Consider the following 25239-nt stretch of genomic DNA (forward strand, 5'->3'; position numbering starts at 1 on the left):
TAAGATTATTTGATGAGGCAGCACCTCTTGCAGTAGAAAATTTTATTTCACTTATAGAAGATAAATATTATGATGAAATTATATTTCATAGAGTCATAGAAAATTTTATGATTCAAGGTGGAGATCCTACGGGAACTGGTCGTGGCGGAGAAAGTAAATGGAAAAAATCTTTTGATGATGAATTCCATCCTAATTTTAGAAATTTTAGGGGAGCTGTTTCTATGGCAAATGCTGGACCAAATACAAATGGATCACAATTTTTTATAGTTCAAGGAGATAAAATTCCCGATTATATTATTTCTGAATGGGAAGAAGATGGTGATAAAAGTGGATTTCCAGAGGAAATTAGGAATGCTTACAAAGAATTTGGAGGAGCATTTTGGCTAGATGGCAAACACACAGTTTTTGGACAAGTTTTTGATGGAATGGATGTAGTTGACGATATTGCAAAATCAAAAATTGATTTTATGGATAAGCCACTAGATGATATTGTAATAGAAAAAGCTTTAATTGAAGAATATAGAGGCTAAGAGTTAATATGCATCAGTATAAAGGCAGAATGATTCTACACACAGGTTCTATGTTTTCGGGTAAAACTAGTTCTCTTGAAAAAGACTTAAAAAGATTTTCTATTGCAAATTATAAAGTAGTTGCTTTTAAACCGATTGTGGATAAAAGATACGCAAAGTCTGAAATAGTTACTCATGATAAAATTTCTTTAGATGCTATTGAAGTTGAATCAATTGGAGAAATTTTAGATTTTGCAAAGAAAAATTTACCTGAAGTAATAGGAATTGACGAGATACAATTTTTAAATGACGAGCCAGAAGTCGTTATTAAAAATTTAGAAAAAATACTTTCAATGGGTATTACTGTTGTAATGGCAGGACTTGATATGGATTACATGGCAAGACCTTTTGAAATTGTAAAAGAGATAATGCCTAAGGTTGATTATTTAAATAAGCATCATGCAGTATGCAAAAGATGCGGAACAGATGCATGGGTTTCTCATAGAAAAATAAAAAGCAACAAGAGAGTTGAACTTGGAGCTGTTGAAGAATATGAACCACTTTGTAGAAATTGTTATATTGAAGCGATTCACGAAGATAAATTAAAAGAAAATCAAGAAAAATTTTTATAAATTATTGACAACCTCTAATCTTTTGATTACAATCTAATTAAATGATTAGAGGTGATTTTTTTGACACCAAGGGAAAGGGAAATTATAAATTTAATAAAGAAAAATCCAAGAATATCACAACAAGAAATTGCTGATGAACTTAATATAACAAGGCCTGGAGTTTCTGCTCATATAAATAATTTGGTCACATCAGGTTATATTCTTGGCAGGGGTTATATTTTAAGAGAGGATAATTATGTAGCAATTTTTGGCGGATGTAACATGGATATAACAGGCTACTCCTTTGATATTTTAAGAGGAAAGGATTCTAATCCTGGAAAAATTAAATATTCAAGTGGTGGAGTTGGAAGAAATATTTGTGAGAATCTTACTAGATTGGGTGTGAGTACAACTTTTCTTTCTGTTCTTGGGAAAGATGATGCAGGAAAAAATATTTTGTCAGAACTTAATTCATTAAATGTAGATGTATCCAAAGTTTTGATAACTGAAGGTATTACACCACATTATCTTGCAATTTTAGATGAATCTAAAGATATGTATGTTGCTGTAAGCGATATGGATCTAATAAAAAATATAGATAAAAATTACATCGATAAAAATAAAAAGATAATAGAGAATGCAAAATTTACAATTGTAGATACAAATTTAGAGGAAGAAACTTTAAATTATTTGCTAACAAATATAGAAGGCAAGTTTTTAATTGATGGAGTTTCCACAAGAAAAGTGATGAAAATAAAAAATTTACTGGACAAAATTTATTTTTTAAAAGTAAATATTTATGAAGCACAAGCTTTGGTTGGAATTGAAACAAGAGAAATTGAAAAATTAGGAGATTCTTTGTTAAATGAGGGTCTTAACAGTCTTGTTATAACTAATGGAAGCAATGGTTCTTATTATTTTGATAAGAATTTTAAGACAAAAAAAGAGTCAAAAAAAGTTGATGTTGTAAGTGCAAGTGGAGCAGGTGATGCCTTTATGGCAGGGTATTCCTATGGACTCTACAATAATTTTGAAACTGAAAAGAGATTATTATCTGCAGAGTGTGCAGCTAGAATTACACTTAAAAGTCATAATTCATGTTCAAGAGAGTTAAATGAAAATAATTTAAAGGGAGAGATGCATGATGAATAGTGAAATGTTAAAAAAATATGTTGAATACAGTGATGAAGTTAAAAAGGCAAGAGAAGATGGAGTGCCAATAGTTGCTCTTGAATCTACAATTATTTCACATGGAATGCCATATCCACAAAATATTGAAACGGCAAAAGCTTGTGAAGAAATTATTAGAGAAAATGGTGCTGTTCCTGCAACAACTGCTATTATTGGCGGAAAAATAAAAATTGGATTAACAGATGAAGAATTAGAATTCATGGCAACATCAGAGGATATTATAAAAACATCAAGAAGAGATTTTGCATATATTGTATCTAAGGGACTAAATGGAGCTACAACTGTTGCATCAACAATTATTGCATCAAGACTTGCTGGAATTAAGATTTTTGTGACAGGTGGACTTGGAGGAGTTCACAGAAATGCAGAGGTTACCTTTGATATTTCAAGAGATCTTGAAGAACTTGCGTCAAATGACATAATGATTGTATGCGCAGGTTGTAAATCAATCCTTGACATTGGTCATACACTTGAGTATCTTGAAACAAAGGGTGTGCCAGTATTTGGATATCAAACAGATTATATGCCTGCTTTCTTTACAAGAAAAAGTGAATTCAAAGTTGATTATAATATAAAAAATCCAAAGGAAGCAGCAGATGTGGCAAATACACAATGGAATCTTGGACTAAGTGGTGGAATACTTCTTACAAATCCAATCCCAGAAAAAGATTCTATGGATGAAGAAAAAATTAATGAAGCAATAGAAAAAGCTCTTGTAGAGGCAGAAGAAAAGGAAATTCATGGAAAAGAAACAACACCTTTTTTATTATCAAAAGTTTTGGAGGTAACTGATGGAAAATCTCTTGAATCAAATATTGCTTTAGTAAAAAATAACGCAAGGTTAGGTGCTGAAGTTGCAAAATACCTTTACTAATTCAAAAAAAGTTTCAGAGTCAAAGGTTGTTTTTACCTATGGAGTTATGCCTACTGATTTAAATACTGGTGGCACAATGTACGGTCCTAGACTTTTTGAAATTGCAGATCACAGTTCTGGAACTTGTGCAATAAGGCATACTAGAGGAAAAGTTGCAACTATTTCATGTGATAGTTTTAATTTTGTTAGACCAATAAATCAAGGTGATTTTTTAACGGCGACAACATATATATCAGGTGTTGGCAATACTTCTGTAGAAGTATTTACAAAATTTGTAAAAGAAGAATCAATGACAGGAGAGATGGAACTTGCAGCATTTTGTTTTTAACTTTTAAGTGCAAGGGGACTGAAGCTGGTAAGATACCTCTTATTGAACCTGAAACTCTTGAAGAGAAAAAAATAATTGAAGGATATGAAAGTAGAAGAGAAATAAATAAAATTAGAAGAAGAAATAATAGCGGAATAAGAGAATTTTTAAAATAAAAATAAAGCTGTAAGTAATAATGTTATTTGCAGCTTTATTTTTTATTAATCAAATTTTATTGAAGAAAAAAGTTTTTTTGTGTATTCATTTCGATTAGAATTTTTTAAATCTTCAGTTTGAAATAAATCTACAAGTTCTCCATTTAGAAGTACTCCAATTCTGTCACACAAATAAGAAATAACATTTAAATCGTGAGAAATAAAAAGACAAGTAAAGTTATATTTCTCTTGCAAAGATTTTATTAAATTTAAAATTTGTGCTTGTATGCTTACATCTAGTGCCGAAACTCCTTCGTCTATTATTAGAAATTCTGGATTAATAATTAAAGCTTGTCCAATGGCAATTCTCTGTTTTTGACCACCAGAAAGACTGCTTGGATATTGTTCTAAGACATCTTCTTCTAACTCAATATCTTTTAAAATTTTTAAAACTTTTTTATCTCTTTCTTCTTCAGTGTATAAATTATGAATATTTAAAATCTCTTTTAGTGAAAATCCAATTGTCTTTTTGGGGTTCAGTGCAGAATAAGGATTTTGAAAAACTATCTGAACTTCTTTTCTATAATTAAATAGTTCGTCCTTAGAAAACTTTGAAATATCTTTTCCTTTAAAATAAATTTTGCCTTCACTTTCTTTTAAAAGTTTTAGAATTATATTTGAAAGAGTAGTTTTTCCAGATCCACTTTCTCCAACAAGTCCAAAAATTTCACCTTTATAGATAGAAAAATTAATATTTTTTAATGCAATATTTTCTTTTTTGCGAAAAAATAAAGAAGAAGATTTAAAAGTTTTTCCAATATTTTCAATTTTTAATAACTCTTGCATTTTCATCTCCGTATAAATGACAATTGACAATGTGACCATTAAAATTGGTGCTTTCAGGGAACTTTATTTTGCAAATATCTTTTGTGTAATCACATCTATCCCAAAAAGGACAACCTTCATTGTTTCTATTTTTAAGTGCAGGGACTTTTCCTCTAATATTATAAAGTTTTTCTCCTCTTTTTTTATAAGAAGGAACAGCTTTTATAAGAGCCTTTGTGTAAGGATGTAGTGGATTTTTTAAAAGATCTTTAGTATTTGCACTTTCCACAATTCTACCAGCATACATTACTAAAATTCTTTTAGAGATTTTCTCAATTAAATTTAAATCGTGAGAAATAAAAAGTATTGCACCGTCGTATAATTTACTAATTTCCATAAAAAGTTCGATTATTTGTTTTCCTATATTTGCATCAAGTGCTGTTGTGGGCTCATCTGCTATTAAAACATAAGGATTTGCAATAAGACTCATGGCAATTACTATTCTTTGTTGCATTCCTCCAGATAATTCGTGAGGATATTTATTATAAATGTTTTCAGAATCTCTCAAACCACATTTTTCCATAGTTTTTAATACTAATTTTTTATTTTTTTCTTTAGAAAAATTATAATGAATTCTTAAAACTTCTTCTATTTGTTTTCCAACTTTTTGAAGTGGATTTAGTGCAGAGCCTGGCTCTTGGAATATAGTTGAAATACAAGTTGCTCTATATTTTTGCCATTCTTTTTCAGATATATTTAAAATTTCTTTATCTTTTAGTTTGCATGAACCTGATAAAATATTAGCATCAAGGCTTTGAATTCCTAAAATTGTTTGTGTTGCAACAGTTTTGCCGCATCCACTTTCCCCAACAAGTCCAACAAAATCTTTTTCATATAAGTCAAAACTTATATGATTCACTGCATTTTTTAACGCATCATTTAATTTAAAAGCAACAGTCAAATCTTTAACTTCTAATAATTTGTTCATGCTTTTTTCTCCTTAAGTCTTTTATTTCTAAAACTTTCTCCATAAAGTGTAAAACCAAGGACTAAAAGTGAAAGATTTAGTCCTGAAAAGATAAAATACCAAGGTGCCTGCGAAAAATAAGATTGAGATTCCTTTAGCATTCTTCCCCAAGAAGGGTGAGGCGGGCGAACTCCTAAGCCTAAATAAGAAAGACCTGCTTCAGATAATATTGCTGAAGATATTGATAAAATAATTGCTACCATAAGTTGATTTTTTATATTAGGGAAAATATGATTTTTTGCGATATAAAATGGGCTAGCACCTTTTACAATTGCAGATTTAACAAAGGCAGATTCTTTCACTTGCAGAAATCCACTTCTAACTACTCTTGCAAAGTAGGGAATTGACATTGTTCCAATTGCTATAATTGTGTTTAAAATACCTGCACCAAATATAAAAACAAGCATCATTGCAAATAAAATTCCTGGGAAAGCCATTAATGAATCGATAAATCTCATAAGAATTTCATCTACATTTCCACCAAAATAACCTGCCGACGCTCCAATAATAGATCCAAAAATAAGTGCAAAAAATACTGTCCCAAAGGAAAGTAAAATTGTAATCTTAGTACCCTCCATTATCCTAGATAAAATATCTCTGCCCATATTGTCAGTTCCAAAAGGGTGAGTTAGTGAAGGTGATAAGAATTTTTCACTTGTAACAATTTCGTTTGGATTAAAAGGAGTCCAAAAGATGGAAATAATAAAAATAAGAAAGTACATAATTAAGATAAATTTTCCTATATTAATTGAAAGTTTATTTTCTCGTATCATATTAACCTCTAATCCTAGGATCTACAATTCTATAAAGTATATCTATAATTAAGTTTATAAAGATTACCATAAAAGCAACAGCAAAAACAACTGATTGTATTAAAGGGAAATCTCTTGATGATATCGACTGAACAATTAATGATCCAATTCCTGGAAGTGAAAATACATTTTCAACTATTAAACTTCCGCCAACACTGGAAGTTATGCTAATGCCAATAATTGTAATGACAGGAACTAGAGCATTTCTAAGGACGTGTTTGTACAAAATATCCTTCAAAAGAAGACCTTTCATCCTTGCAGTTCTTACATAATCTTTATTAATTTCATCTAAAATTGCAGATTGCATATATCTTATAATAGTTGCAATATTTGGAATTGCTATTGCAAGAGATGGCAAGAAGAATTTATACAATTTTTGAAAAAAGCTACCACTCATTGCATTGTAAGATAAAGTTTTAAACCATCCAAGTTTAACAGCAAATAGATAAATAAGTAGAAAAGCAAGCCAAAAAGATGGAATTGAAATTCCAAGTTGTGTTATGGCTGTAATAATAGAAGAATACCATTTATCAGACTTTGCAGTTATTTGAATAGACAAGGGAATTGCTATTATTAAAGACAAAAATAAAGAAAAAAAGTTAAATATAAAGTTACAGGAAGTTTCTTAAAAAAAAGCTCCTTTACAGGAACTTGATATTTTAAAGAAGTACCCATATTAAATCTTAAAATATCTTTTATCCAATTGCCATATCTTACTAGTATAGGTTTATCAAGTCCCAACTCTTTTTCAAGAGCCAGAACTTGAGCTTCATCCGCTTCTGTTCCTAATATAATTTCTGCTGGATTTCCGGGTAGAATCTGAAATACAAAGAAAATTATTAGACTTACAAAAAATAGTGTAATAAAAAGGGAAATAAGCTTTTTAATGAAAATTTTACTCATTTTCTAATTTTACATCCTCAAGATTTAATTTTTGAATAGGGTATTGGTTTAAACCTGTAAGTCCTTTTCTGAGTGCTTGATTGTTGTCTGGATCTGCTATGAAAACAGATGCAGCTTCTTCTGCTAAAATTTTTTGTGATTCTTTAATATTTTTAATTTCTTCTTCTTTTGTTGAAGCTTTTTCTGCATTAGAAATGGCAACATCAAAATCTTTTGATTTGAAATTAATGTAGTTCTTTTCATTTTCAGAAGTGTATCTTCCTAAAATTTGAACAGGATCAAGATATCCTATAAATCCAACAACTGTTGCTTCATAATCTCTATCTTTATAAACTTTAGTTAGCCAAGTAGAAAATTCAATAGGATCGATAGTAACATTTACGCCAACTTTTTCTAGTTGAGATTGGATAAGTTCAGCTGTGTCCATGTGATATTTATAATCACTTGGAACTGTTAGTTTAAAACTAAGTCCATTTTCATAACCTGCTTCTTTTAAAAGTTCTTTTGCTTTTTCTTCATCGTGAGGATAATATTCTCCTAAATCTTCAAAGTATTCTTTTAAAGCAGGTGAAAAAGAAGAAAATAGTTTTGTAGCATTTCCCTCTGCGGCGCTTTTTATGATTTCATCTCTATCAATTGCATAATTTAATGCAAGTCTTACATTTTTGTCTTGGAAAGCTTTAAAATTGTTGTTTAAACCCATAACTTGAACTAGATTTTGTGGAAAACTTTTTATATTACAAGAATCTTTAAGTTCATCTGCTTCCTCTGATGAAATGCGATCAGCTAAATCTAAGTCCTTATTTTTAAGTGCCATTATCATAGTTTGTCTGTCAGTAATTCTTATTACTTCAACATTTTCAAAATAAGCTATATGATCTTTTTTGTGATAGTTTTCAAACTTTTTAAGCTTTAAACCCTCTCCTGGAGTGTAAGAAACAAATTCATAAGGACCTGTGCCTATTGGTTTAGTTCCGTTATCTTTATAATCTTTTTCAACAATTGGTCTTAAAGTTAAATATATGAATCCATTTTGTCTTTCCTTTAAATGAACTCTAATATTTAAATCATCAATAACTTCAATTTTATCAATAATTGAAAATTTTGATGAAAGAGGTTCCTTTGATGTCAAACCTGCCATGGCATCGTAGGTATATAAAACATCTTCAGCACCAAATTTCTTACCATCGTGAAAGTAAACATCCTTCTTTAACTTAAAGTCATAGGTTTTTCCGTCTTCTGAAACAGAATAACTCTCTGCTAAATCAGGAACCAAACTCCCTTTAGTGTCTACATCGAATAATCCATCAAAAACTTGATCCATAATAGTTTCAGTGTCACCAGCTGTCATTTTAAATGGATCTAACGAATCAATTTCTGTAGCCATCGCTACTCTTAGTGTGTTTTCTTCGCTTTTTTTATCACTATCTCCTGCTTTGTCCTTTGAATTGGAACAACCTGCTAGAAGTAGTACTCCTAGAAAAAAAGTTAAGACTAAAGTAATCCTTTTCATGATTCCTCCTAAAATATTTTATTTGCGGCAATTACCGCGATTAAAATATATCATATAATTAGATTAAATTCCATTTAATTAAGTAAAATTAATATTTTATAGTGTAAAAATAATTTAAATTCTATAAGTTCAAAATTCAAATTAAAATATAAAGAATTATATATTCATGTTATAATAATTATTATGATAATAGGAATATGTACTTTAGAGATATTTATTTACGGAGCAAGTTCTCTAAAAGATAAGAGAACTATTTTAAAAAGTATTATTGAAAAGTCAAAAAATAAATTTAATATTTCAATTGCTGAAGTGTCTGAAAATAACAAGTGGCAAAAATCTGTTATAGGATTTACAACTGTGTCAAATAACAAAAAAGTTGTGGATAGAACTTTAGAAAAAGTAATAAATTTTATAGATAACTTTGAAGAAATTGAAATTTTAAATATTGAAAAAGAAATTTTATAAGATGGTGAATAATGAAAAATTTATTAACTCATGATGAAGCAGATAAATGTTTAGATATTTTAGAAAAAACTTATCCCGATGCGCATTGTGAACTTGTTCATAAGAGTCCTTTTGAGCTTTTAGTTTCAACAATTTTATCTGCTCAATGTACTGATGTAAGGGTAAACAAAGTTACAAATGAGATTTTTAAAAAATATAATAAACCTAGTGATTTTGCCAATATGAATATAGAAACTTTAGAAAATCTTATAAGAGAATGTGGATTGTATAGGAACAAGGCAAAGAATATTAAAGCTTCATCAAAAGTGATTATAGAAGAATTTAATGGACAGGTTCCAAAAACTATTAAAGAGTTAATGACTCTTCCAGGAGTTGGAAAAAAAACTGCAAATGTTGTTGCATCAACTGCTTTTGGAGTTCCAGCTATTGCTGTTGATACTCATGTTTTTAGAGTCACTAATAGAATTGGATTTGTAAGTGAAAAAAATGTAGAAAATACCGAAAAAGCTCTTCAAAATAAGATTGATAAAAATAGGTGGACTAAAGCGCATCATTTATTTATTTTTCATGGAAGAAGATGTTGCACTGCTAGAAATCCAAATTGTGAAATGTGTAGTATTAATAAAATTTGTAGATATTATAATGAGGAAGTTTAATAAAGTGGAAAATTTTAATACAAAATTATTTGATATAGATAAAAAATTTTTAATAACAATTTCTGTCATATTGATGATAATATTTTTATCTATAATTTACTTTACAAAGGAGTATGTAAATCCTAATATTCATAAGGGTGTAAAAATAGAAAATATTGATGTTTCTAATTTATCAAAAAAAGAAGCTTTGTCAAAAGTAAAAAAAGAAATGGATGTCATTATAAATAATAAAAACATTGATTTTTATGTTGGAGAAGAAAACTTTTGTATTCCTCTAAAGAATTTCGGGTATAATCTTGATTTAAATAAGGCAGTTAATGAAGCTTATTCTTATGGAAGAGGAGATAATTTATTTTCAAATTATTTTAAGATTATAAAAAGTAGTATTGTTAAAAAAAATATTATTGCTGATACTAATATAAATATTTCAAAAAGAGATAAAGTCGTTGAAGATCTTTCTGAAAAAATATATAAAAGGCCAGTAGATGCAAAGATAATAATAAATGAAGACAAAACTGTAACTGTAAAGAAATCAGAAATTGGAAGATATTTGGATTTAGATGAAACAAAAAAATTAATTAATTTAGATATGTTGAAGGAAGAAAAAATTGAGCTTCCTGTTTATGATAGCAACCCAAATATTACATCAAGTTATTATAATGGTATAGATAAACTTTTGGGGGATTTTGAAACTGATTATTCTGGATCTATAAAAAATAGAAAAGATAATATTAAACTTGCAGCTTCAAAATTTAATAATTTAAAATTAAGTCCAGAGGATGAAATTTCTTTTAATGATGTAGTTGGAGAAATCACTGCTGAAAATGGTTTTAAAAGTGCAACTGTAATTGTTGGTGGTGAATATGAGAGCGGAATTGGTGGTGGAATTTGTCAAGTTTCGACAACTCTTTACAACTCTCTTATCTTATCTGATTTAGAAATAATTGAAAGGCACAATCATTCTAGGCCTATAAGTTATGTTGATTTGGGGACTGATGCTGCCGTAGCAAGTGGTTATAAAGATTTAAAATTTAAAAATAATACAAATAATCCCATAGTAATATTATCCCAAGCTAATGGAGAAAAACTTGACTTTAAAGTTTTGGGAAATGGAAAAGATAGAGATTATGAAGTAAAAATTATTCCAGAACTTTTAGAAACAATAATTCCTGATGTAAATACAATTTATTCTGATGATATTTCAGATGGAGAATCAATTGTGAAACAAAGTGGAGGCAAGGGATATTCATATAAAACTTATAAAGAAATCTTAAAAGATGGTAAAGTAATTGATAAAAAACAAATTTCTAAATCTTATTATGTTCCAAAAGATAAAATAGTTGTAGTTGGAACGGGAAATGAAAGTGATGAGAATGATGAAGATTAATAAGGGCTTAGGCTCTTATTTTTTTGTACAATATAAAAAAAATTAATTCTGTGATAGAATAGCTATATGAAAATATTAAAGAGATTTAGAAAGGAAAAGTCTATTTATAAAGTTTTGATAGAAAATAATTTTAATTTAAATGAAAGTAGTGAAATCAAACTAAGTGATGGAAGTTATGAACTTTCTATTGCAAAAGGCAATCTAAAAATAAATTACATTAATACAAAAGAGATTAACAAGGCTGTTGATGATTACTATATAAATAAAAAAGAAGCAATTGACGAATTTGAAAAATTTTTTGAAAATAATAGGGCAATCGAATCTGAAAGGAATTTTTTAACTTATTTACTTCAAAAGATAGAGTTTGATGAGTCACAATTGGTAGGGCTTTCTATATTACTTATGCGCGATTCTAATGTTGAAGAGTGTGTAAAATTTGGAATACTTCTTACTAAATATTATAATTTAGTAGAAGTCAAAAAGGCATACGAAATATTTTTAAATTTATTAAAATGTCCCTGTTTTATTTATTATGGCATAGATGTTTTAAAAAATATAGATTATGGAATAATCGACGATTTGTATGAAGAAACTACTGATATTGGTAAAAAAATAATTGAGGAGAAAACATGGAATTAGGAAAAGTACAAAAATTAAAAGTTGCGTCTAAAAAAGATGGCATAATATTTTTAGAAGATGAAGAAAAGAATAGAGTTAGACTAAGTAAAAGTGAAGGAGAAAAATTAAAAGTAGGAGAAGAAGTCGAGGCTTTTGTGTACAATATTCACGATGAATTTGAAGCGACATTAAAAAAACCATACGCAGAAGTTGGAGATTTAAAAAAATTAAAAGTAGTTGATAAAGCAAAAGTAGGATACTTTGTGGACAATGGTATTGGCAAGGATATATTTCTTCCATTTAAAGAAAGCTACGGAAGACTTACTGTTGGAAATGAATATCTTTTATACCTTTATCACGACAAAAGTGACAGGTTAGCTCTTACTATGAATATAAAAAATAAACTAAAAACAAATGAAAATTATAAAATAAATGATATAGTAAAGGGTACTATATATAGCATTGGAGATAAAGGAGCTTTTGTTGCAATTGAAAATGAATATGACGGAATGATACCAAAAGAGGAATTAAAGGGAATCTATAAAATAGGTGATGAAGTAGAAGCTAGAGTTCAAAGAATATTACAAACAGGATTTATTACACTAACTCTTAGACAAAAGGCATATAAACAAATTGATGCAGACAGTGATTTAATTCTTGAACTTTTAGAAGAAAATGGCGGAGTTCTAGAAATTGGGGATAAATCTGACAAAGAACTTATAAAAGATTTGACAGGACTTAGCAAAAAGGCTTATAAAAGAGCTGTTGGAAACTTATATAAAAATAGAATTATAAACATTTATGATACAAAGATAGAGTTAAAGCATGGAAGAAAATAAATACAGATCTAAGATTACAGATTTTGACTTCAAAGGACTTGGGATAGCAAAAATAAATGGAGTTCCAGTATTTTTAAATGGAGGAGTAATTGGCGATGAAGTTGAATTTATTATTACGAAGAAAAAGAAAAACTTTTATAAAGGAAAAATTTTAAAAATTATAAAAAAATCAAAGGACAGAGTAAGTAGCCCCTGTCCTTATTTTAAAAAGTGTGGAGGTTGTGATTTTTTAACCTATAAAGACGAAAGTGAACTCAATTGGAAAAAAAGAAATGTAAATAAGAATTTAAAAAAAATTGCAGGCCTTGATTTAAAAGTAGAAGAAGTAATAGATTCAGATGAAAAAATTCATTATAGAAATAATATGCAATTTCAAGTAAAAGATGGAATTATCGGTCTATACGAAAAAAATTCAAAAAATATAGTTGAAATAGACGACTGCATTATGCAAAAAGAATCTGCAAATAAAGCTCTAAGAATAATGAAAAATTATAAAAATTTAAAAGAATTAAAGGGGATTGGGATAAGGACCAATTATAAAGATGAAGTTCTTTTAATATTAGTTTCAAAAAAAGGAAAGATAGAAATAAAGTCTATTTTATCAAATTTGATAGACTCTGGAGTAAAGTCAATATATTTAAATTACAACTCAAGCGATAAACATTATTCAAGGGAATTTGAAAAAATTTATGGAGAAAACTATATTGAAGAAAAAATATTAGATTTAAATTACAAAGTTTCACCACAATCTTTCTTTCAAATAAATAGAAGTGCAACAGAAAAACTTTATGAGAAAGCAATTGAATATTTAGAAATAAAAGAAGATGATAAAATTTTTGATTTATATTGTGGAGTTGGCTCAATTTCACTTTCAGTTGCCAAAAAGGGTGCAGAAGTAATAGGAATAGAAATAGTAGAAAGTGCCGTAGAAAATGCTCGTAAAAATGCAGATAACAATAAAATAGAAGCAAGGTTTGCAAAAGGTGCAGCAGAGGATATAATAGAAAGACTTTGGCATGAAGAAAGAATATCGCCAAATAAAATAATAGTAGATCCACCAAGAAAAGGGCTAGATGAAAAATTAGTAAACTTTTTAAAAGAAAATCCAGTGGAGAGAATAGTTTATATATCTTGCAATCCAGCAACACAAGCAAGAGATTTAAAGTCCTTAAAGGAAGTTTATAAAGTAGAAAAAGTATCATTAGTAAACCTATTTCCAGAAACTGCTCATGCGGAGACGGTAGCACTTTTGTCCAAACTTGATGTCGATAAGCATATAAATATTGAAATTGAGCTGGATGAGCTTGATTTGACAAGTGCTGAAAGTAAGGCAACATATGCTCAAATCAAAGAATATGTTTGGAATAAATTTGAATTAAAAGTTCCGACATTATATATTGCACAGATAAAAAGGAAATGTGGAATAGAATTACGAGAACATTACAACAAGTCTAAAAAGGAGAAACAAATTATTCCACAGTGTACACCTGAAAAAGAAGAAGCTATCATGGATGCCTTGAGACACTTCAAAATGATTGAATAGAAAGGGAAGATATTTTATGAGATGGACAATAAAAATAATCTTTTTCCCAATCAGCTTCCTGCTTAGTATTCTCACTGCATTTCTGACATTCTTACTCGGAATAGGAACGGCACTGCTATATTTGCTGATGATGTTTTGCATATTTGGAGCAATAGCATCTTTCTTACAAAAAGAAGTTACCATCGGAATCGAAGCATTGATTATCGGATTTTTAGTTAGTCCATACGGCGTACCGATGATTGGAGCAACCGTTATAGCATTCTTTCAGGGAATCAATGAAGAGATAAAATCAATTTAAAAAATTTCATCAAAATGGTAACCAAAGGCGATAGAAAAACTATCGTCTTTTTCTTTGCAAATTTTAAGAGAGGAGGTGAAGCGATGGACTTTGACTATTTCTATAACAGAGAAGCAGAGCGATTTAACTTTTTGAAAGTGCCTGAAATATTAGTAGATGGAGAAGAATTTAAGGGGTTATCGGCAGAAGCAATTATCCTATACTCTATGCTTCTAAAGCGTACAGGAATGTCCTTTAAAAATAAATGGATAGACAAGGAAGGCAGAGTATTTATCTATTTTACCGTCGAAGAAATTATGAGAAGAAGAAATATCTCAAAGCCAACAGCCATAAAAACATTGGATGAGTTAGACAGTAAAAAAGGAATCGGACTGATTGAAAGAGTAAGGCTTGGACTTGGAAAACCTAATATCATTTATGTAAAAGACTTTATGAGTGTATTTCAAGCAAAAGGAAATGACTTTCAGAAGTCAAAAAACTTTACTTCAGAAGTAAAAGATGTTGACCTCAGAAGTAAAGAAAATGAACTTCAGGAAGTTAAAAATGTTAACTCTAACTATATAGAGAATAATAAGAGTAAGTATAGTAAGAGAGAATATAGTTTTTGCGAAAACGGACTTGGAACATTTCAAAATGTATTTTTAACTGATGAAGATATTTCTGATTTACAAATCAAACTAAATGCACAGCTTGATAATTACATTGAACGCTTATCTGCATATATCAAGAGTACCGGAAAGATCTATAAAGACCATAAAGCGACGATCCTTTCTTGGTTTTATAAAGATCAGGGCAAAAGCAAGCAGCCGAAAACATCAAATGTCCCGACATGGGAAGAATATAACAAAGGAGAACATTTATGAAAAGAGAATTGGGAAAAATAATGATAGAGGATGTAGAATTTGCCTATGATTCTGAAAAAGAGTATATCAAAGATGGACACGCCTATTGTAAAGTCTGCCACGAAAGAAAAGACGGTGATGTAATGGAATTTTTCGGGAATAAAATGATATTAAGGGTAGCTTGTAAATGCGATAGAGAAATAGAGCAACAAAAGAAACGAAGAGAAAAACAGATGGAAATTGAAAGGTTAAAAAGAACCTGCTTCAATTCCATGAGGGAGTGGTCATATACCTTTGAAAATTATCAGGGAGAAGAAAATCAAAGCCTCATGATTGCAAAGAATTTTGTAGAAGATTATGAGAAAATGAAAAAAGAAAATATCGGACTTCTCTTTTATGGCTCTGTAGGAAGCGGAAAGACCTATCTTGCCTGCTCCATTGCAAATAGCCTTATTGAACAGTATCAAATAAGTGTTAAGATTAGAAATTTCGCACAGATTATCAATGAACTTCAAAAAAGCAGCTTTGACTTTGATAAAAACGCATATATTGAATCCCTTGTAAATACTTCCGTTCTTATTTTAGATGACTTGGGAATTGAAAGGGATACAAGCTATGCTAAAGAGCAGGTATATAACATTGTCAATAGCAGGTACTTAAAACAGAAACCAACAATTTTCACAACAAATCTTTCCTACGACACAATTCAAAACTGCAAGGACAGTGTTGAATATCAAAGAATCTATTCAAGAATTATTGAAATGTGTATTCCCGTTATGGTTGTAGGCGAGGATTTCAGAAAGTTTATTCAAAGAGATAAGCTAACTCGCAATAAAGATAGATTACTGAACGGAGGTGAAAGGACTTGATCAATGAAGAAATTGCAAGAAAAACGCTCAACATGGAAGTGAGAGCCGGCAAAGTAACAAGCAAGATACTTTTGGATTTGATAAGGAAGTTACTGAAAGAATCAGAAAAAATCGGTGGACTTGAAAAGCTCGTTGGGAGTAAAGGGAATGAAGTAAAACTAAAAGATATGGTTAAAAAGGGACAGCTTGAAGAGATACCAGTAGAAGAAACAGAATTGAAGGAACTGAAAAAAGAACTGAACAGATATGGAGTTAAGTTTTCGGTAATGAAAGATAAAGAATCAGGTAAATACTCAGTGTTCTTTCAAGCAAAAGATATGAAAGTGATGGACAAAGCATTTAAGCACGCCCTTTCAGAATCAGAAAAGAAAACGGAAAGGAAAGAATCTATTCATAAAAACATTGAGAAGTTTAAGGAGATGGCTAAAAATTCTGTTTCTAAAGATAAAATCAAGAACAAGCAAAAGGAGCAGAGCCTATGATAGAGAAAATACTAAAGGACATCAAAGGCTTGTTTAAGGTGCAGGATAAGGCAAAGTTTCTAAAGCAGAACATTCCCTACCTTGCATTTTTCTATGTTGGCAATATCTTCTCTCACCATGTACGAGCTTATACTGGTGGCGATGTAATAGACAAAATCTTTCAAGGGATATTAGAGCTTAACACCATGAGCTTTCTTCCAAGTATTCATCCTACGGATATTTTAATTGGTGCAGGAGTAGCAGCTTTAATTAAATTCATTGTCTACAGCAAAGGCAAAAATGCAAAAAAGTTCAGACAGGGAAAAGAGTATGGTTCAGCAAGATGGGGAACGAGAAAAGATATAGAACCGTATATGGATGAAAAGTTCCAGAACAATATCTTACTTACACAAACAGAACGATTAACTATGAACGGCAGACCAGCTAATCCAAAGTATGCAAGAAATAAAAATGTTTTGGTTATAGGTGGTTCAGGCTCCGGAAAGACAAGATTTTATGTAAAACCGAACTTAATGCAAATGCACAGTAGCTATTGTGTAACCGATCCTAAAGGAACAATAGTCCTTGAGTGTGGCAAGATGCTTGAAGATAATGGCTATGAGATTAAAATTCTAAATACCATAAACTTCAAAAAGTCTATGAAGTACAATCCATTCGCATATATTCGTTCTGAAAAAGATATTCTAAAGCTTGTTCAGACAATTATCGCAAACACGAAGGGCGAGGGAGAAAAAGCAGGTGAGGATTTTTGGGTGAAAGCTGAAAAACTCTACTATACAGCACTTATCGGATATATCTGGTATGAAGCTCCAAGAGAAGAAAAGAACTTTGCAACACTACTTGATATGATAGACGCTTCAGAGGTAAGAGAAGATGATGAAACCTACATGAATCCGATTGATAGACTCTTTGAAGCATTGGAAAAGAAAGAACCGACACACTTTGCGGTGAAGCAATATAAAAAGTACAAATTGGCTGCTGGAAAAACTGCCAAGTCAATTCTAATATCTTGTGGAGCAAGACTTGCACCTTTTGACATAAGAGAGCTAAGAGAACTAATGAGTGAAGATGAACTTGAGCTTGATACACTGGGAGATAGAAAGACAGCACTCTTTGTTATCATCTCCGATACAGATGATACTTTTAACTTTGTGGTATCTATTATGTATTCTCAGCTATTTAACTTGTTATGTGATAAGGCAGATGATGTGTATGGAGGAAGATTACCTGTTCATGTAAGATGCCTACTTGACGAGTTTGCAAACATCGGCTTAATTCCAAAGTTTGAAAAACTGATAGCGACAATCCGTTCCAGAGAAATATCAGCGAGTATAATTCTTCAAGCACAATCTCAGCTAAAGGCAATCTATAAAGATAATGCTGACACAATCGTGGGCAACTGTGATAGCACTTTATTTCTTGGTGGAAAGGAGAAAACAACACTTAAAGAGCTTTCTGAAACGCTTGGTAAAGAAACCATTGACCTTTACAACACATCGGAAACAAGGAGTAATCAAAAGAGTTTTGGACTTAATTATCAAAAGACAGGTAAGGAGCTTATGAGCCAAGATGAAATTACGGTCATGGACGGCGGTAAATGTATTTTTCAGCTTCGTGGTGTCAGACCTTTTCTATCAGATAAATTCGATATTACAAAACACAAGAACTATAAGCTGCTTGAGGACTATGACAAGAAAAATTTGTTTGACATAGAAAGCTATATGAAGCGAAAAGGAAAAGCAAAGCTGAATAGGGAAACAGTTATTACAAGAGTGCAGTAAGTCTAAAGAACATAGATTTGCTGCTTTTTTATTACTCAAAGCCAGGAGGTAAGATGATAAGAATACGAAGTCCCACTAAGAAAAAAGTAAATAGGATGAGCATTAGCGATTGGAAAAGAAAAAACTCCAATCGCTTTTTTATTGAAAGAAAAGGAGAAATTTTTAATGAAGCAAGAAATGATTAACATCAATGCCAATTTATTGGCAGAGCCCACTTTCTCAAATTTTGACAAAGAGGGAGAAACTGTTGAGGTTGCAAACTTCACGCTTGTAAAAAAGTACGGGAAAGGCAAGGAGTATATCAACTGTGCCGCCTATGGAGAAAAATCGGAGAAAGCAAAGGACTTTGAAAAAGGCGATTTGATTCATATCTTTGGTTACTTTAAGAAGCGTGAAAAAGAGGGAAAGACTTACAAAAACTTTGTAGTGAAGTCATATAACAAGATTGAAAAGAAAGAAGAAAGCGAGGAGGAATAAATTATGGAATTTTTTACACAGGCAGTTAATGTATTAAAGATTTTGGTAATGGCAGTAGGTGCAGGACTTGGAGCATGGGGTGTTATCAACCTGATGGAAGGTTATGGGAATGACAATCCGGGTGCAAAATCTCAAGGTATTAAGCAGCTTATGGCAGGAGGCGGTATTGTCCTTATCGGACTTAAGCTGATTCCGCTACTTGCCAATGTACTCAAGTAAGAAGAAAAGGAGAGCTTAGATGTTTGGAATATTCGACAAGATAGAAGAATTTTTTAAGGAACTTCTACTGGGCGGTATCCAAGCAAACTTAGAGTCCATGTTTCTTGACATCAACGATAAAGTTGGTGCAGTTGCAACAGATGTAGGAAAAACTCCCATGGGGTGGAACGGAGATGTATTTGCCTTTATCAAAAGCATTAACGATTCCGTCATTATTCCCATAGCGGGACTAATCATCACAGCAGTCCTTTGTATTGAGCTTATCAATATGGTAATGCAAAAGAACAATATGCACGATACAGATACCTTTGAATTTTTTAAGTACATCATCAAGATGTGGATTGCTGTATGGTTAGTATCTCATGCTTTTGAGTTTTCAATGGCAGTCTTTGATGTGGCACAACATATGGTAAATAAGGCGGCAGGGGTGATAAATACCTCTGCCACCGTTTCCGGAGATCAGATAGTGGCAATGATGGATACCTTAAAAGAAAAGGGGCTTGGAGAGCTTGTCATGATTCTCTTTGAAACCTCACTCATAAAGGTTGCCATAGAGGTAATTTCCATTGTAATCATGCTTGTGGTTTACGGAAGAATGTTTGAGATTTATGTTTACTCATCGGTTTCAGCCATTCCATTTGCCACAATGGGAAACAAAGAGTGGGGACAAATTGGAACAAACTATATCAAAGGACTATTTGCACTTGGGCTACAAGGACTCTTTTTAATGGTTTGTCTTGGAATATACGCAGTATTAGTTAAGACAATACAGATAACAGATATACACACAAGTACCATGACGATACTTGGATATGCGGTTTTGCTGGGGTTAATGATGCTAAAGAGCGGAACTCTGGCCAAAAGCGTATTAAATGCACACTAACAGAAAGGAAGGATAGGATGATCAAAAGAAAAACAGTATTTACATCAGTAGTAATCGGAGCAGGTGTTATAGCGGTGATTGATAGAATCAAACTTTTTAGCAAGATTAATGACTTGGAAGAAAGAACAAAAGACATCGGTCGCTGCCATAATGACTTTTGTATTTTGCAGGAAAGATATAACAAAAATACAGATAAACAGATAGAAAGCATTCAGGAAGAAATCGGCTCTGTATATGAACACATGGCGGAGCTTTCAAAAGAAAAAGAAGATGGGAGGTAAGTTATGGCGTATGTACCAATCCCAAAAGACCTAAAGAAGGTAAAAACAAAGGTAGCTTTTAACTTAACCAAAAGGCAGATGATAGGTTTCACACTCGCAGGACTGGTAGGACTACCAGTCTATTTATTTATGCGAAAGGTTGTTCCAAATGATATAGCCGTCATATTTCTCATTGTGTCCACACTCCCTATATTTTTCATCACTCTTTTTGAAAAGGACGGACTGACATTTGAGAAATATTTTAAATATATTTACCTTCATAAGTTTTATCAACCACAAAAAAGAGTGAGAAAGGAGGTTTACCTTGAAAGACAAAAGAAAGATTCAGCAGGTAAAGTTAGAACAAAACAAAAAGATGTTAAGAAGTCAAAGACAGGACTTAAAGCAAAATAAGGGAAAATCTAAAAAAGATAAAGGCGGGCTACTTGACCTTATTTTTAGAAAAGAACCAAAAAGATATACTGTCGAAGATACCATTCCCTATCATAGACTCTTAAAAAGTGGTATATGTCAGCTTGACGAAAAGCACTTTAGTAAAAGCATAGCCTTTCAGGATATTAACTACCAACTTGCTTTAGATGAAGATAGGGATCTTATTTTTAATCAGTTTGCAAATTTTCTAAACTCCTTTGATCCAAGTATCAGTATTGAGTTTTCATATATCAATCAACTTGGACGAAACGAAGAAATGAAGTCGGCAATTCAGATACCAGATAAAAAGGACGGTTTTGACGATATACGTCTTGAGTTTAGAGAGATGCTTAAAAGTCAGATTGTAAAGGGAAATAATGGACTGAAAAAATCAAAGTATGTAACCTTTACAGTAGAAGCGGATAATTTAGAGCAGGCAACATCAAAACTTGAAAGACTGGAGATAGATATATTATCTAATCTAAAGAGTATGGGAGTTCGTGCGGAAAGTTTAAGTGGGGAAGAAAGACTCAAGATTCTTCACGATATATTAAATCCCAATAAGACCTTTGAGTTTTCATACAAAAATTTGAGGAAAAGGGAAAGCACTAAAACATACATTGTACCTGATGAATTTAACTTCACGCCTTCAAGGTACTTTAAGTTTGGAAAATTTATCGGGGCAGTCAGCCATTTTCAAATTCTTGCCAGCGAGCTTTCAGACCGTATGCTTGCCGAGTTTTTGGATATTGATGATAACATCAATATTTCCTTTCATATTAAGGCAATCGACCAATCGGAAGCTATTAAAATGGTAAAGAGAAAAAATACCGATATTGACAAGATGAAAATTGAGGAAAATAAGAAAGCGGTAAGAAGCGGTTATGATATGGACATTCTTCCATCGGACTTAATCACCTATGGAGAAGATGTAAAGAGTCTCTTAAAAGATTTGCAGACAAGAGATGAACGAATGTTTGTGGTAAGTATCGTCTTTATGAACTTTGCAAAAACGGTGCAAAAGCTTGATAACACAATCTCTCAGATAAGTTCCATTGCAAATAAGCATAACTGCAAGCTGAAAAGACTTGACCATACGCAAGAACAAGGACTTATCAGCGTGCTACCTCTTGGCGTAAACAAGATTGAGATAGATAGAGGACTAACCTCATCATCTACGGCAGTTTTTATGCCCTTTACCACAGAGGAGCTTTTTATCAATTCAAGTAACAGTCTTTATTACGGACTAAATGCCTTAAGCCATAACCTGATTATGGCAGATAGGAAAAAACTCAAAAATCCAAACGGTCTAATCCTCGGAACTCCTGGAAGTGGTAAATCCTTTAGTGCTAAAAGAGAAATGGCAAATGCAATTTTAGTAACGGACGATGATGTGATTATCTGCGATCCAGAAGGAGAGTATGGAAACCTTGTAAGACAATTTAATGGAGAAGTCATTAAAGTCAGCAGTAAGTCCAAAGATTACCTGAATCCCCTTGATATAAATATGAACTATGGCGATGGGGATGCGCCACTGAAAGACAAAGCAAACTTCATTATGAGTATGCTGGAGCTTGTAGTAGGCGGCAGTGGTCTTACGGCAGAAGAAAAGTCCGTTATAGACAGGTGCTTACCTAAGATTTACGAAAAGTATTTTGATAATCCAACTCCTGACAATATGCCAATACTGCAAGACCTATACGATATGTTAAAAGGACAGGAAGAAAAGGTCGGTAAAAAGCTGGCAACGGAGATGGAAATCTATGTATCAGGTTCCCTTAATGTTTTTAATCACAGGTCAAATGTGGACTTAAATAAGAAACTCCTGTGCTTTGATATTAAAGAGCTTGGAAGTCAGCTAAAGAAAATAGGAATGCTTGTTATACAGGATCAGGTGTGGAATAAAGTATCTCAAAATAGAGGAAGCAAGGCTACAAGGTACTATATCGACGAGTTCCACTTGCTGCTAAAAGATGAACAGACAGCATCGTATTCGGTAGAGATTTGGAAAAGATTTCGTAAGTGGGGAGGTATCCCTACGGGTATTACGCAAAATGTCAAAGACCTACTTATGAGTAAGGAAATTGAAAATATCTTTGATAATACCGACTTTGTCTTAATGCTAAATCAAGCGTCAGGAGACAGAGAAATTTTAGCAAGAAAACTTAAAATCTCACTTCCTCAGCTTAGATATGTTACCAACTCAAATGAGGGCGAGGGATTACTGTTCTTTGGAAATACCATTGTTCCTTTCCTTGATAAGTTCCCGAAAGATACAATTCTCTATCAGAAGATGACTACCAAGCCTGAAGAAGTGAGGTAGCCTATGGGGAAAAAGCTGAAAAAGGATTTTAGGGAAAGGCATAAGGCAAGTCTTGAAAGAGAAATGATCCATAGTGAAACATTCACTACATCTGAAGAAAGTAAGCTAAAGCACAACGATGATTACAGAGGAAAAATCGTCCATGACAAAGACAGATTTCAGGACAAGGTTCATAAGAAAATAAACAAGGTAAGTTCTGATAATGAAAAGGCTTATGGAACATCCAAGAGAAATGCAAGATATAGAGCTTCTGATAAGGATAGTATAGCTGCTGTAAGTGAAACAGGAAGATCGGATTATATTACGGAGGTAAAGGATGGAAAAATCTATGATCCTTTAGGAAAAGACCTTGATAATGACGGGATTATAGACAGATACGATAATGACTTTAGGGACAGCGACTACTTTGAATCGACCTATGATGTGGATGATAATCTCCATAAAAAAGATGAGTTTTTTGGAAGTTCCTCTATAACTCATGAGGCTAAAAAGAGAAAGTATAAGAGGAAAAACTACACCGAAAGCCTTTATACAAGAAAAAAAGAAGATGTGTCAAAGGGAAATAAATCTGAAGGTAAAAAGACTGGAAAAGATGCTGCAAGCGAAAAAGTTTATAGTAGCCTTTCTAAAGAGCAGAGGAAAAAGCTAAAGAAAGATATGGTAAAGGTATCTGCCCTTTCAGGACTTGCCAAAGGAAGTGAAACCGTAAGGGATTATCTTTCTCATGGAAGTGATGAAAATAAAGGGGTAGAGGCAGGAGAAAAGACAGCGGACGCAAGCTCGAAACTCATTCATGGCATAAAGAAATATTCTGATAAGAAAAAGGCGAAGAAAGGATACGATCTTACAAATAAGGATTATAAAATCAGGAAGCGAAAATCGAAGCTTGAATTTCGTGATGCCAAAGAGAACCTGAAAAAGACGAATGAATATAAAAGAGCAAATGCCTATAAAAGATTTCAAAAGAAAAATCAGGTAAAGGCAGCCATTCGTCGTGAGAATAAGTCAAGGCTCAGAGATCGGATTAAAGAAAACCTCATTGGCTCGTTGAAAGGCTCAAAGAGATTTATATTAAGAAAAGCAAAGGGACTTATGATTATTTTCATAGGTCTTATTATTTTGGGAACTTTCTTTATCAACTTTGCAGGAACGGGAATGACAGGCTTTATGAACTCCACAAGTTCTATTCTTACAACAAGCTATTTGTCAAAGCCAAATGTCCTAAATGAAATCAATCAGAGCTTTTCTGCTATGGAGAGTGAGCTTCAAAATGAGGTTGATCATGTCAAAAATAACTATCCCGGCTATGACGAGTACATCTTAAATAATACAGAGTATATTGGTCATAATGTCCATGAGCTTTTATCCTATATTACATCAAGATGTGGAGAGGTAAAGAGTGTATCGGAAGTAGAATCCATATTAAAAGAATTGTTTGAGTCCATGTATGACCTTGAATATAGGGAAGAAGTTGAAATCAGATACAGGACAGTTACAGACACCTATACCGATGAAGATGGCAACGAATATACCGAAAGTCATGAAGAACCTTATGAGTATAAAAAGCTCATTGTAACGCTGCATAAAAAAGAGATGGACAGCATTATCCGAAAGGTCTTTGCTGATTATCCCGATAACTTAAAGCACTATGAAGCCTTATTCCTTGCACAAGGAAATATGGGAGAAGCCTTTGGAAATTCTGACCTTATCAGTGCAAATGGTGGCGTAGGTGGTGGAGTTGAGTATGAAGCATCAAGTGAAGTTCAAAAGAAGATTGTTAATGCTGCATACATCACGCCATCTCCGGGTGCAGGCTGGTGTGCCATGTGGGTTTCACAGGTCTATCAAAATGCAGGTCTTGGATATATTGGCGGAAATGCCTGCGATATGTACAGAAACTATACTTTTACATCAGACAGGTCAAAACTCAAGGTGGGAATGCTTGTAGCGGTGGAAAGCAGTAGTAGTGGAAGCACAGCAGGACTTACCTATGGTCATGTAGGAATTTATATTGGAGATGGTAAAGTTATGGATAATATTGGACGAATAAGAGTAACCACTTTAGACAATTGGATTGCGTCTTTCTGCAAGCATCATCCCGTAGGATTTGGATTCCCACCAAACGTAAAGAAATAGGA

General features: G+C 32.0%; 31 protein-coding genes. 25 read left to right on the forward strand and 6 right to left on the reverse strand.

The genetic code is table 11. The features are described from left to right. From RH95_RS06720 to RH95_RS09815, 6 genes are all read left to right on the forward strand, one after another. Positions 1 to 530: peptidylprolyl isomerase (locus RH95_RS06720; protein ID WP_010246968.1), on the forward strand; the 530-nt coding region annotated here is incomplete at its 5' end. Positions 531 to 538: 8 nt separating this feature from the next. After that, on the forward strand, positions 539 to 1141 hold the full coding sequence (locus RH95_RS06725; protein ID WP_010246970.1) for a thymidine kinase: 603 nt from the start codon (positions 539 to 541) through the stop codon (positions 1139 to 1141). Between the two features lie 51 nt (positions 1142 to 1192). Continuing rightward, entirely contained in the window at positions 1193 to 2272 is a 1080-nt protein-coding gene (locus RH95_RS06730) for a carbohydrate kinase (RefSeq protein WP_026038607.1), read from the forward strand. Beyond that, positions 2262 to 3185: a pseudouridine-5'-phosphate glycosidase gene (locus RH95_RS06735; RefSeq protein ID WP_026038608.1), complete on the forward strand. Its 924-nt coding sequence runs from the start codon at positions 2262 to 2264 to the stop codon at positions 3183 to 3185. Before RH95_RS06730 ends, RH95_RS06735 begins: the two co-directional genes overlap by 11 nt. Further along, positions 3166 to 3513 (forward strand): acyl-CoA thioesterase, encoded by a 348-nt coding sequence (locus RH95_RS06740; RefSeq protein ID WP_010246976.1) that lies wholly within the window; start codon positions 3166 to 3168, stop codon positions 3511 to 3513. The genes RH95_RS06735 and RH95_RS06740 overlap by 20 nt, the downstream gene beginning before the upstream one ends. Then, positions 3504 to 3668: a hypothetical protein gene (locus RH95_RS09815; protein WP_235777716.1), complete on the forward strand. Its 165-nt coding sequence runs from the start codon at positions 3504 to 3506 to the stop codon at positions 3666 to 3668. The genes RH95_RS06740 and RH95_RS09815 overlap by 10 nt, the downstream gene beginning before the upstream one ends. Positions 3669 to 3713: 45 nt before the next feature. Here the strand turns inward: RH95_RS09815 and RH95_RS06745 are convergent, their stop codons facing one another. The 6 genes from RH95_RS06745 to RH95_RS06765 are packed head-to-tail and all read right to left on the reverse strand — an operon-like array spanning position 3714 to position 8727. Beyond that, the gene (locus RH95_RS06745) at positions 3714 to 4493 is read right to left on the reverse strand and encodes an ABC transporter ATP-binding protein (RefSeq protein WP_010246978.1); all 780 of its coding nucleotides are present in this window, start codon (positions 4491 to 4493) and stop codon (positions 3714 to 3716) included. After that, entirely contained in the window at positions 4471 to 5460 is a 990-nt protein-coding gene (locus RH95_RS06750; RefSeq protein ID WP_010246980.1) for an ABC transporter ATP-binding protein, read from the reverse strand. The genes RH95_RS06745 and RH95_RS06750 overlap by 23 nt, the downstream gene beginning before the upstream one ends. After that, positions 5457 to 6272: an ABC transporter permease gene (locus tag RH95_RS06755; RefSeq protein ID WP_010246983.1), complete on the reverse strand. Its 816-nt coding sequence runs from the start codon at positions 6270 to 6272 to the stop codon at positions 5457 to 5459. Before RH95_RS06755 ends, RH95_RS06750 begins: the two co-directional genes overlap by 4 nt. A gap of 1 nt (position 6273) precedes the next feature. After that, positions 6274 to 6894, reverse strand: coding sequence for an ABC transporter permease (locus RH95_RS06760; protein ID WP_235777717.1), 621 nt, complete (start codon positions 6892 to 6894; stop codon positions 6274 to 6276). Beyond that, the gene (locus tag RH95_RS09820; protein ID WP_010246987.1) at positions 6885 to 7214 is read right to left on the reverse strand and encodes an ABC transporter permease family protein; all 330 of its coding nucleotides are present in this window, start codon (positions 7212 to 7214) and stop codon (positions 6885 to 6887) included. The genes RH95_RS06760 and RH95_RS09820 overlap by 10 nt, the downstream gene beginning before the upstream one ends. After that, positions 7207 to 8727: an ABC transporter substrate-binding protein gene (locus RH95_RS06765; RefSeq protein ID WP_010246989.1), complete on the reverse strand. Its 1521-nt coding sequence runs from the start codon at positions 8725 to 8727 to the stop codon at positions 7207 to 7209. The genes RH95_RS09820 and RH95_RS06765 overlap by 8 nt, the downstream gene beginning before the upstream one ends. A 183-nt stretch (positions 8728 to 8910) precedes the next feature. On the opposite strand from RH95_RS06765, the gene RH95_RS06770 reads away from it, so the two are divergent. The 19 genes from RH95_RS06770 (at position 8911) to RH95_RS06855 (ending at position 25237) form a co-directional block, all read left to right on the forward strand. Next, positions 8911 to 9192, forward strand: a complete 282-nt coding sequence (locus RH95_RS06770; RefSeq protein ID WP_010246991.1) for a DUF503 domain-containing protein — start codon at positions 8911 to 8913, stop codon at positions 9190 to 9192. Positions 9193 to 9203: 11 nt separating this feature from the next. Continuing rightward, the gene (nth, locus tag RH95_RS06775; protein ID WP_010246993.1) at positions 9204 to 9848 is read left to right on the forward strand and encodes an endonuclease III; all 645 of its coding nucleotides are present in this window, start codon (positions 9204 to 9206) and stop codon (positions 9846 to 9848) included. Beyond that, complete coding sequence (locus tag RH95_RS06780) at positions 9760 to 11235, forward strand: VanW family protein (protein ID WP_235777718.1); 1476 nt, start codon at positions 9760 to 9762, stop codon at positions 11233 to 11235. The genes nth and RH95_RS06780 overlap by 89 nt, the downstream gene beginning before the upstream one ends. A 66-nt stretch (positions 11236 to 11301) precedes the next feature. Next, positions 11302 to 11874, forward strand: coding sequence for a hypothetical protein (locus tag RH95_RS06785; protein ID WP_010246997.1), 573 nt, complete (start codon positions 11302 to 11304; stop codon positions 11872 to 11874). Beyond that, the gene (locus tag RH95_RS06790) at positions 11865 to 12692 is read left to right on the forward strand and encodes a CvfB family protein (protein WP_010246999.1); all 828 of its coding nucleotides are present in this window, start codon (positions 11865 to 11867) and stop codon (positions 12690 to 12692) included. The genes RH95_RS06785 and RH95_RS06790 overlap by 10 nt, the downstream gene beginning before the upstream one ends. Next, positions 12679 to 14235 carry a 23S rRNA (uracil(1939)-C(5))-methyltransferase RlmD gene (gene rlmD, locus RH95_RS06795; RefSeq protein WP_010247000.1) on the forward strand — a complete coding sequence of 519 codons (1557 nt, stop codon included), beginning with the start codon at positions 12679 to 12681 and terminating at the stop codon, positions 14233 to 14235. The genes RH95_RS06790 and rlmD overlap by 14 nt, the downstream gene beginning before the upstream one ends. Next, positions 14228 to 14533 (forward strand): CD1845 family protein, encoded by a 306-nt coding sequence (locus tag RH95_RS06800; protein WP_023055163.1) that lies wholly within the window; start codon positions 14228 to 14230, stop codon positions 14531 to 14533. The genes rlmD and RH95_RS06800 overlap by 8 nt, the downstream gene beginning before the upstream one ends. An 83-nt stretch (positions 14534 to 14616) precedes the next feature. Continuing rightward, a complete protein-coding gene (locus RH95_RS06805) occupies positions 14617 to 15396 on the forward strand; it encodes a replication initiator protein A (protein ID WP_010247004.1) in 780 nt (259 codons plus the stop codon). Beyond that, on the forward strand, positions 15393 to 16244 hold the full coding sequence (locus RH95_RS06810) for an ATP-binding protein (protein WP_000817919.1): 852 nt from the start codon (positions 15393 to 15395) through the stop codon (positions 16242 to 16244). Before RH95_RS06805 ends, RH95_RS06810 begins: the two co-directional genes overlap by 4 nt. Continuing rightward, positions 16241 to 16726, forward strand: coding sequence for a PcfB family protein (locus RH95_RS06815; protein ID WP_000606570.1), 486 nt, complete (start codon positions 16241 to 16243; stop codon positions 16724 to 16726). The genes RH95_RS06810 and RH95_RS06815 overlap by 4 nt, the downstream gene beginning before the upstream one ends. Continuing rightward, positions 16723 to 18507, forward strand: coding sequence for a VirD4-like conjugal transfer protein, CD1115 family (locus tag RH95_RS06820; RefSeq protein ID WP_010247013.1), 1785 nt, complete (start codon positions 16723 to 16725; stop codon positions 18505 to 18507). The genes RH95_RS06815 and RH95_RS06820 overlap by 4 nt, the downstream gene beginning before the upstream one ends. A 53-nt stretch (positions 18508 to 18560) precedes the next feature. Further along, entirely contained in the window at positions 18561 to 18692 is a 132-nt protein-coding gene (locus tag RH95_RS09885) for a hypothetical protein (protein ID WP_019034762.1), read from the forward strand. After that, on the forward strand, positions 18673 to 18984 hold the full coding sequence (locus RH95_RS06825) for a hypothetical protein (RefSeq protein ID WP_000807037.1): 312 nt from the start codon (positions 18673 to 18675) through the stop codon (positions 18982 to 18984). The genes RH95_RS09885 and RH95_RS06825 overlap by 20 nt, the downstream gene beginning before the upstream one ends. 3 nt (positions 18985 to 18987) lie before the next feature. Further along, positions 18988 to 19203 carry a Maff2 family mobile element protein gene (locus tag RH95_RS06830; protein ID WP_000394208.1) on the forward strand — a complete coding sequence of 72 codons (216 nt, stop codon included), beginning with the start codon at positions 18988 to 18990 and terminating at the stop codon, positions 19201 to 19203. 19 nt (positions 19204 to 19222) lie between these two features. Next, on the forward strand, positions 19223 to 20086 hold the full coding sequence (locus RH95_RS06835; RefSeq protein ID WP_000466907.1) for a VirB6/TrbL-like conjugal transfer protein, CD1112 family: 864 nt from the start codon (positions 19223 to 19225) through the stop codon (positions 20084 to 20086). Positions 20087 to 20103: 17 nt separating this feature from the next. Next, on the forward strand, positions 20104 to 20367 hold the full coding sequence (locus RH95_RS06840; protein WP_000595841.1) for a hypothetical protein: 264 nt from the start codon (positions 20104 to 20106) through the stop codon (positions 20365 to 20367). Positions 20368 to 20370: 3 nt separating this feature from the next. Then, positions 20371 to 20760: a PrgI family protein gene (locus tag RH95_RS06845; RefSeq protein WP_000332203.1), complete on the forward strand. Its 390-nt coding sequence runs from the start codon at positions 20371 to 20373 to the stop codon at positions 20758 to 20760. Further along, positions 20672 to 23101, forward strand: a complete 2430-nt coding sequence (locus RH95_RS06850; protein ID WP_000653488.1) for a VirB4-like conjugal transfer ATPase, CD1110 family — start codon at positions 20672 to 20674, stop codon at positions 23099 to 23101. Before RH95_RS06845 ends, RH95_RS06850 begins: the two co-directional genes overlap by 89 nt. 3 nt (positions 23102 to 23104) lie before the next feature. Continuing rightward, positions 23105 to 25237, forward strand: a complete 2133-nt coding sequence (locus tag RH95_RS06855; RefSeq protein ID WP_000516790.1) for a CHAP domain-containing protein — start codon at positions 23105 to 23107, stop codon at positions 25235 to 25237. Positions 25238 to 25239: the final 2 nt, after the last annotated feature.

The organism is Peptoniphilus rhinitidis 1-13, assembly GCF_000246925.1.
Taxonomy (GTDB): domain Bacteria; phylum Bacillota; class Clostridia; order Tissierellales; family Peptoniphilaceae; genus Peptoniphilus_A; species Peptoniphilus_A lacydonensis.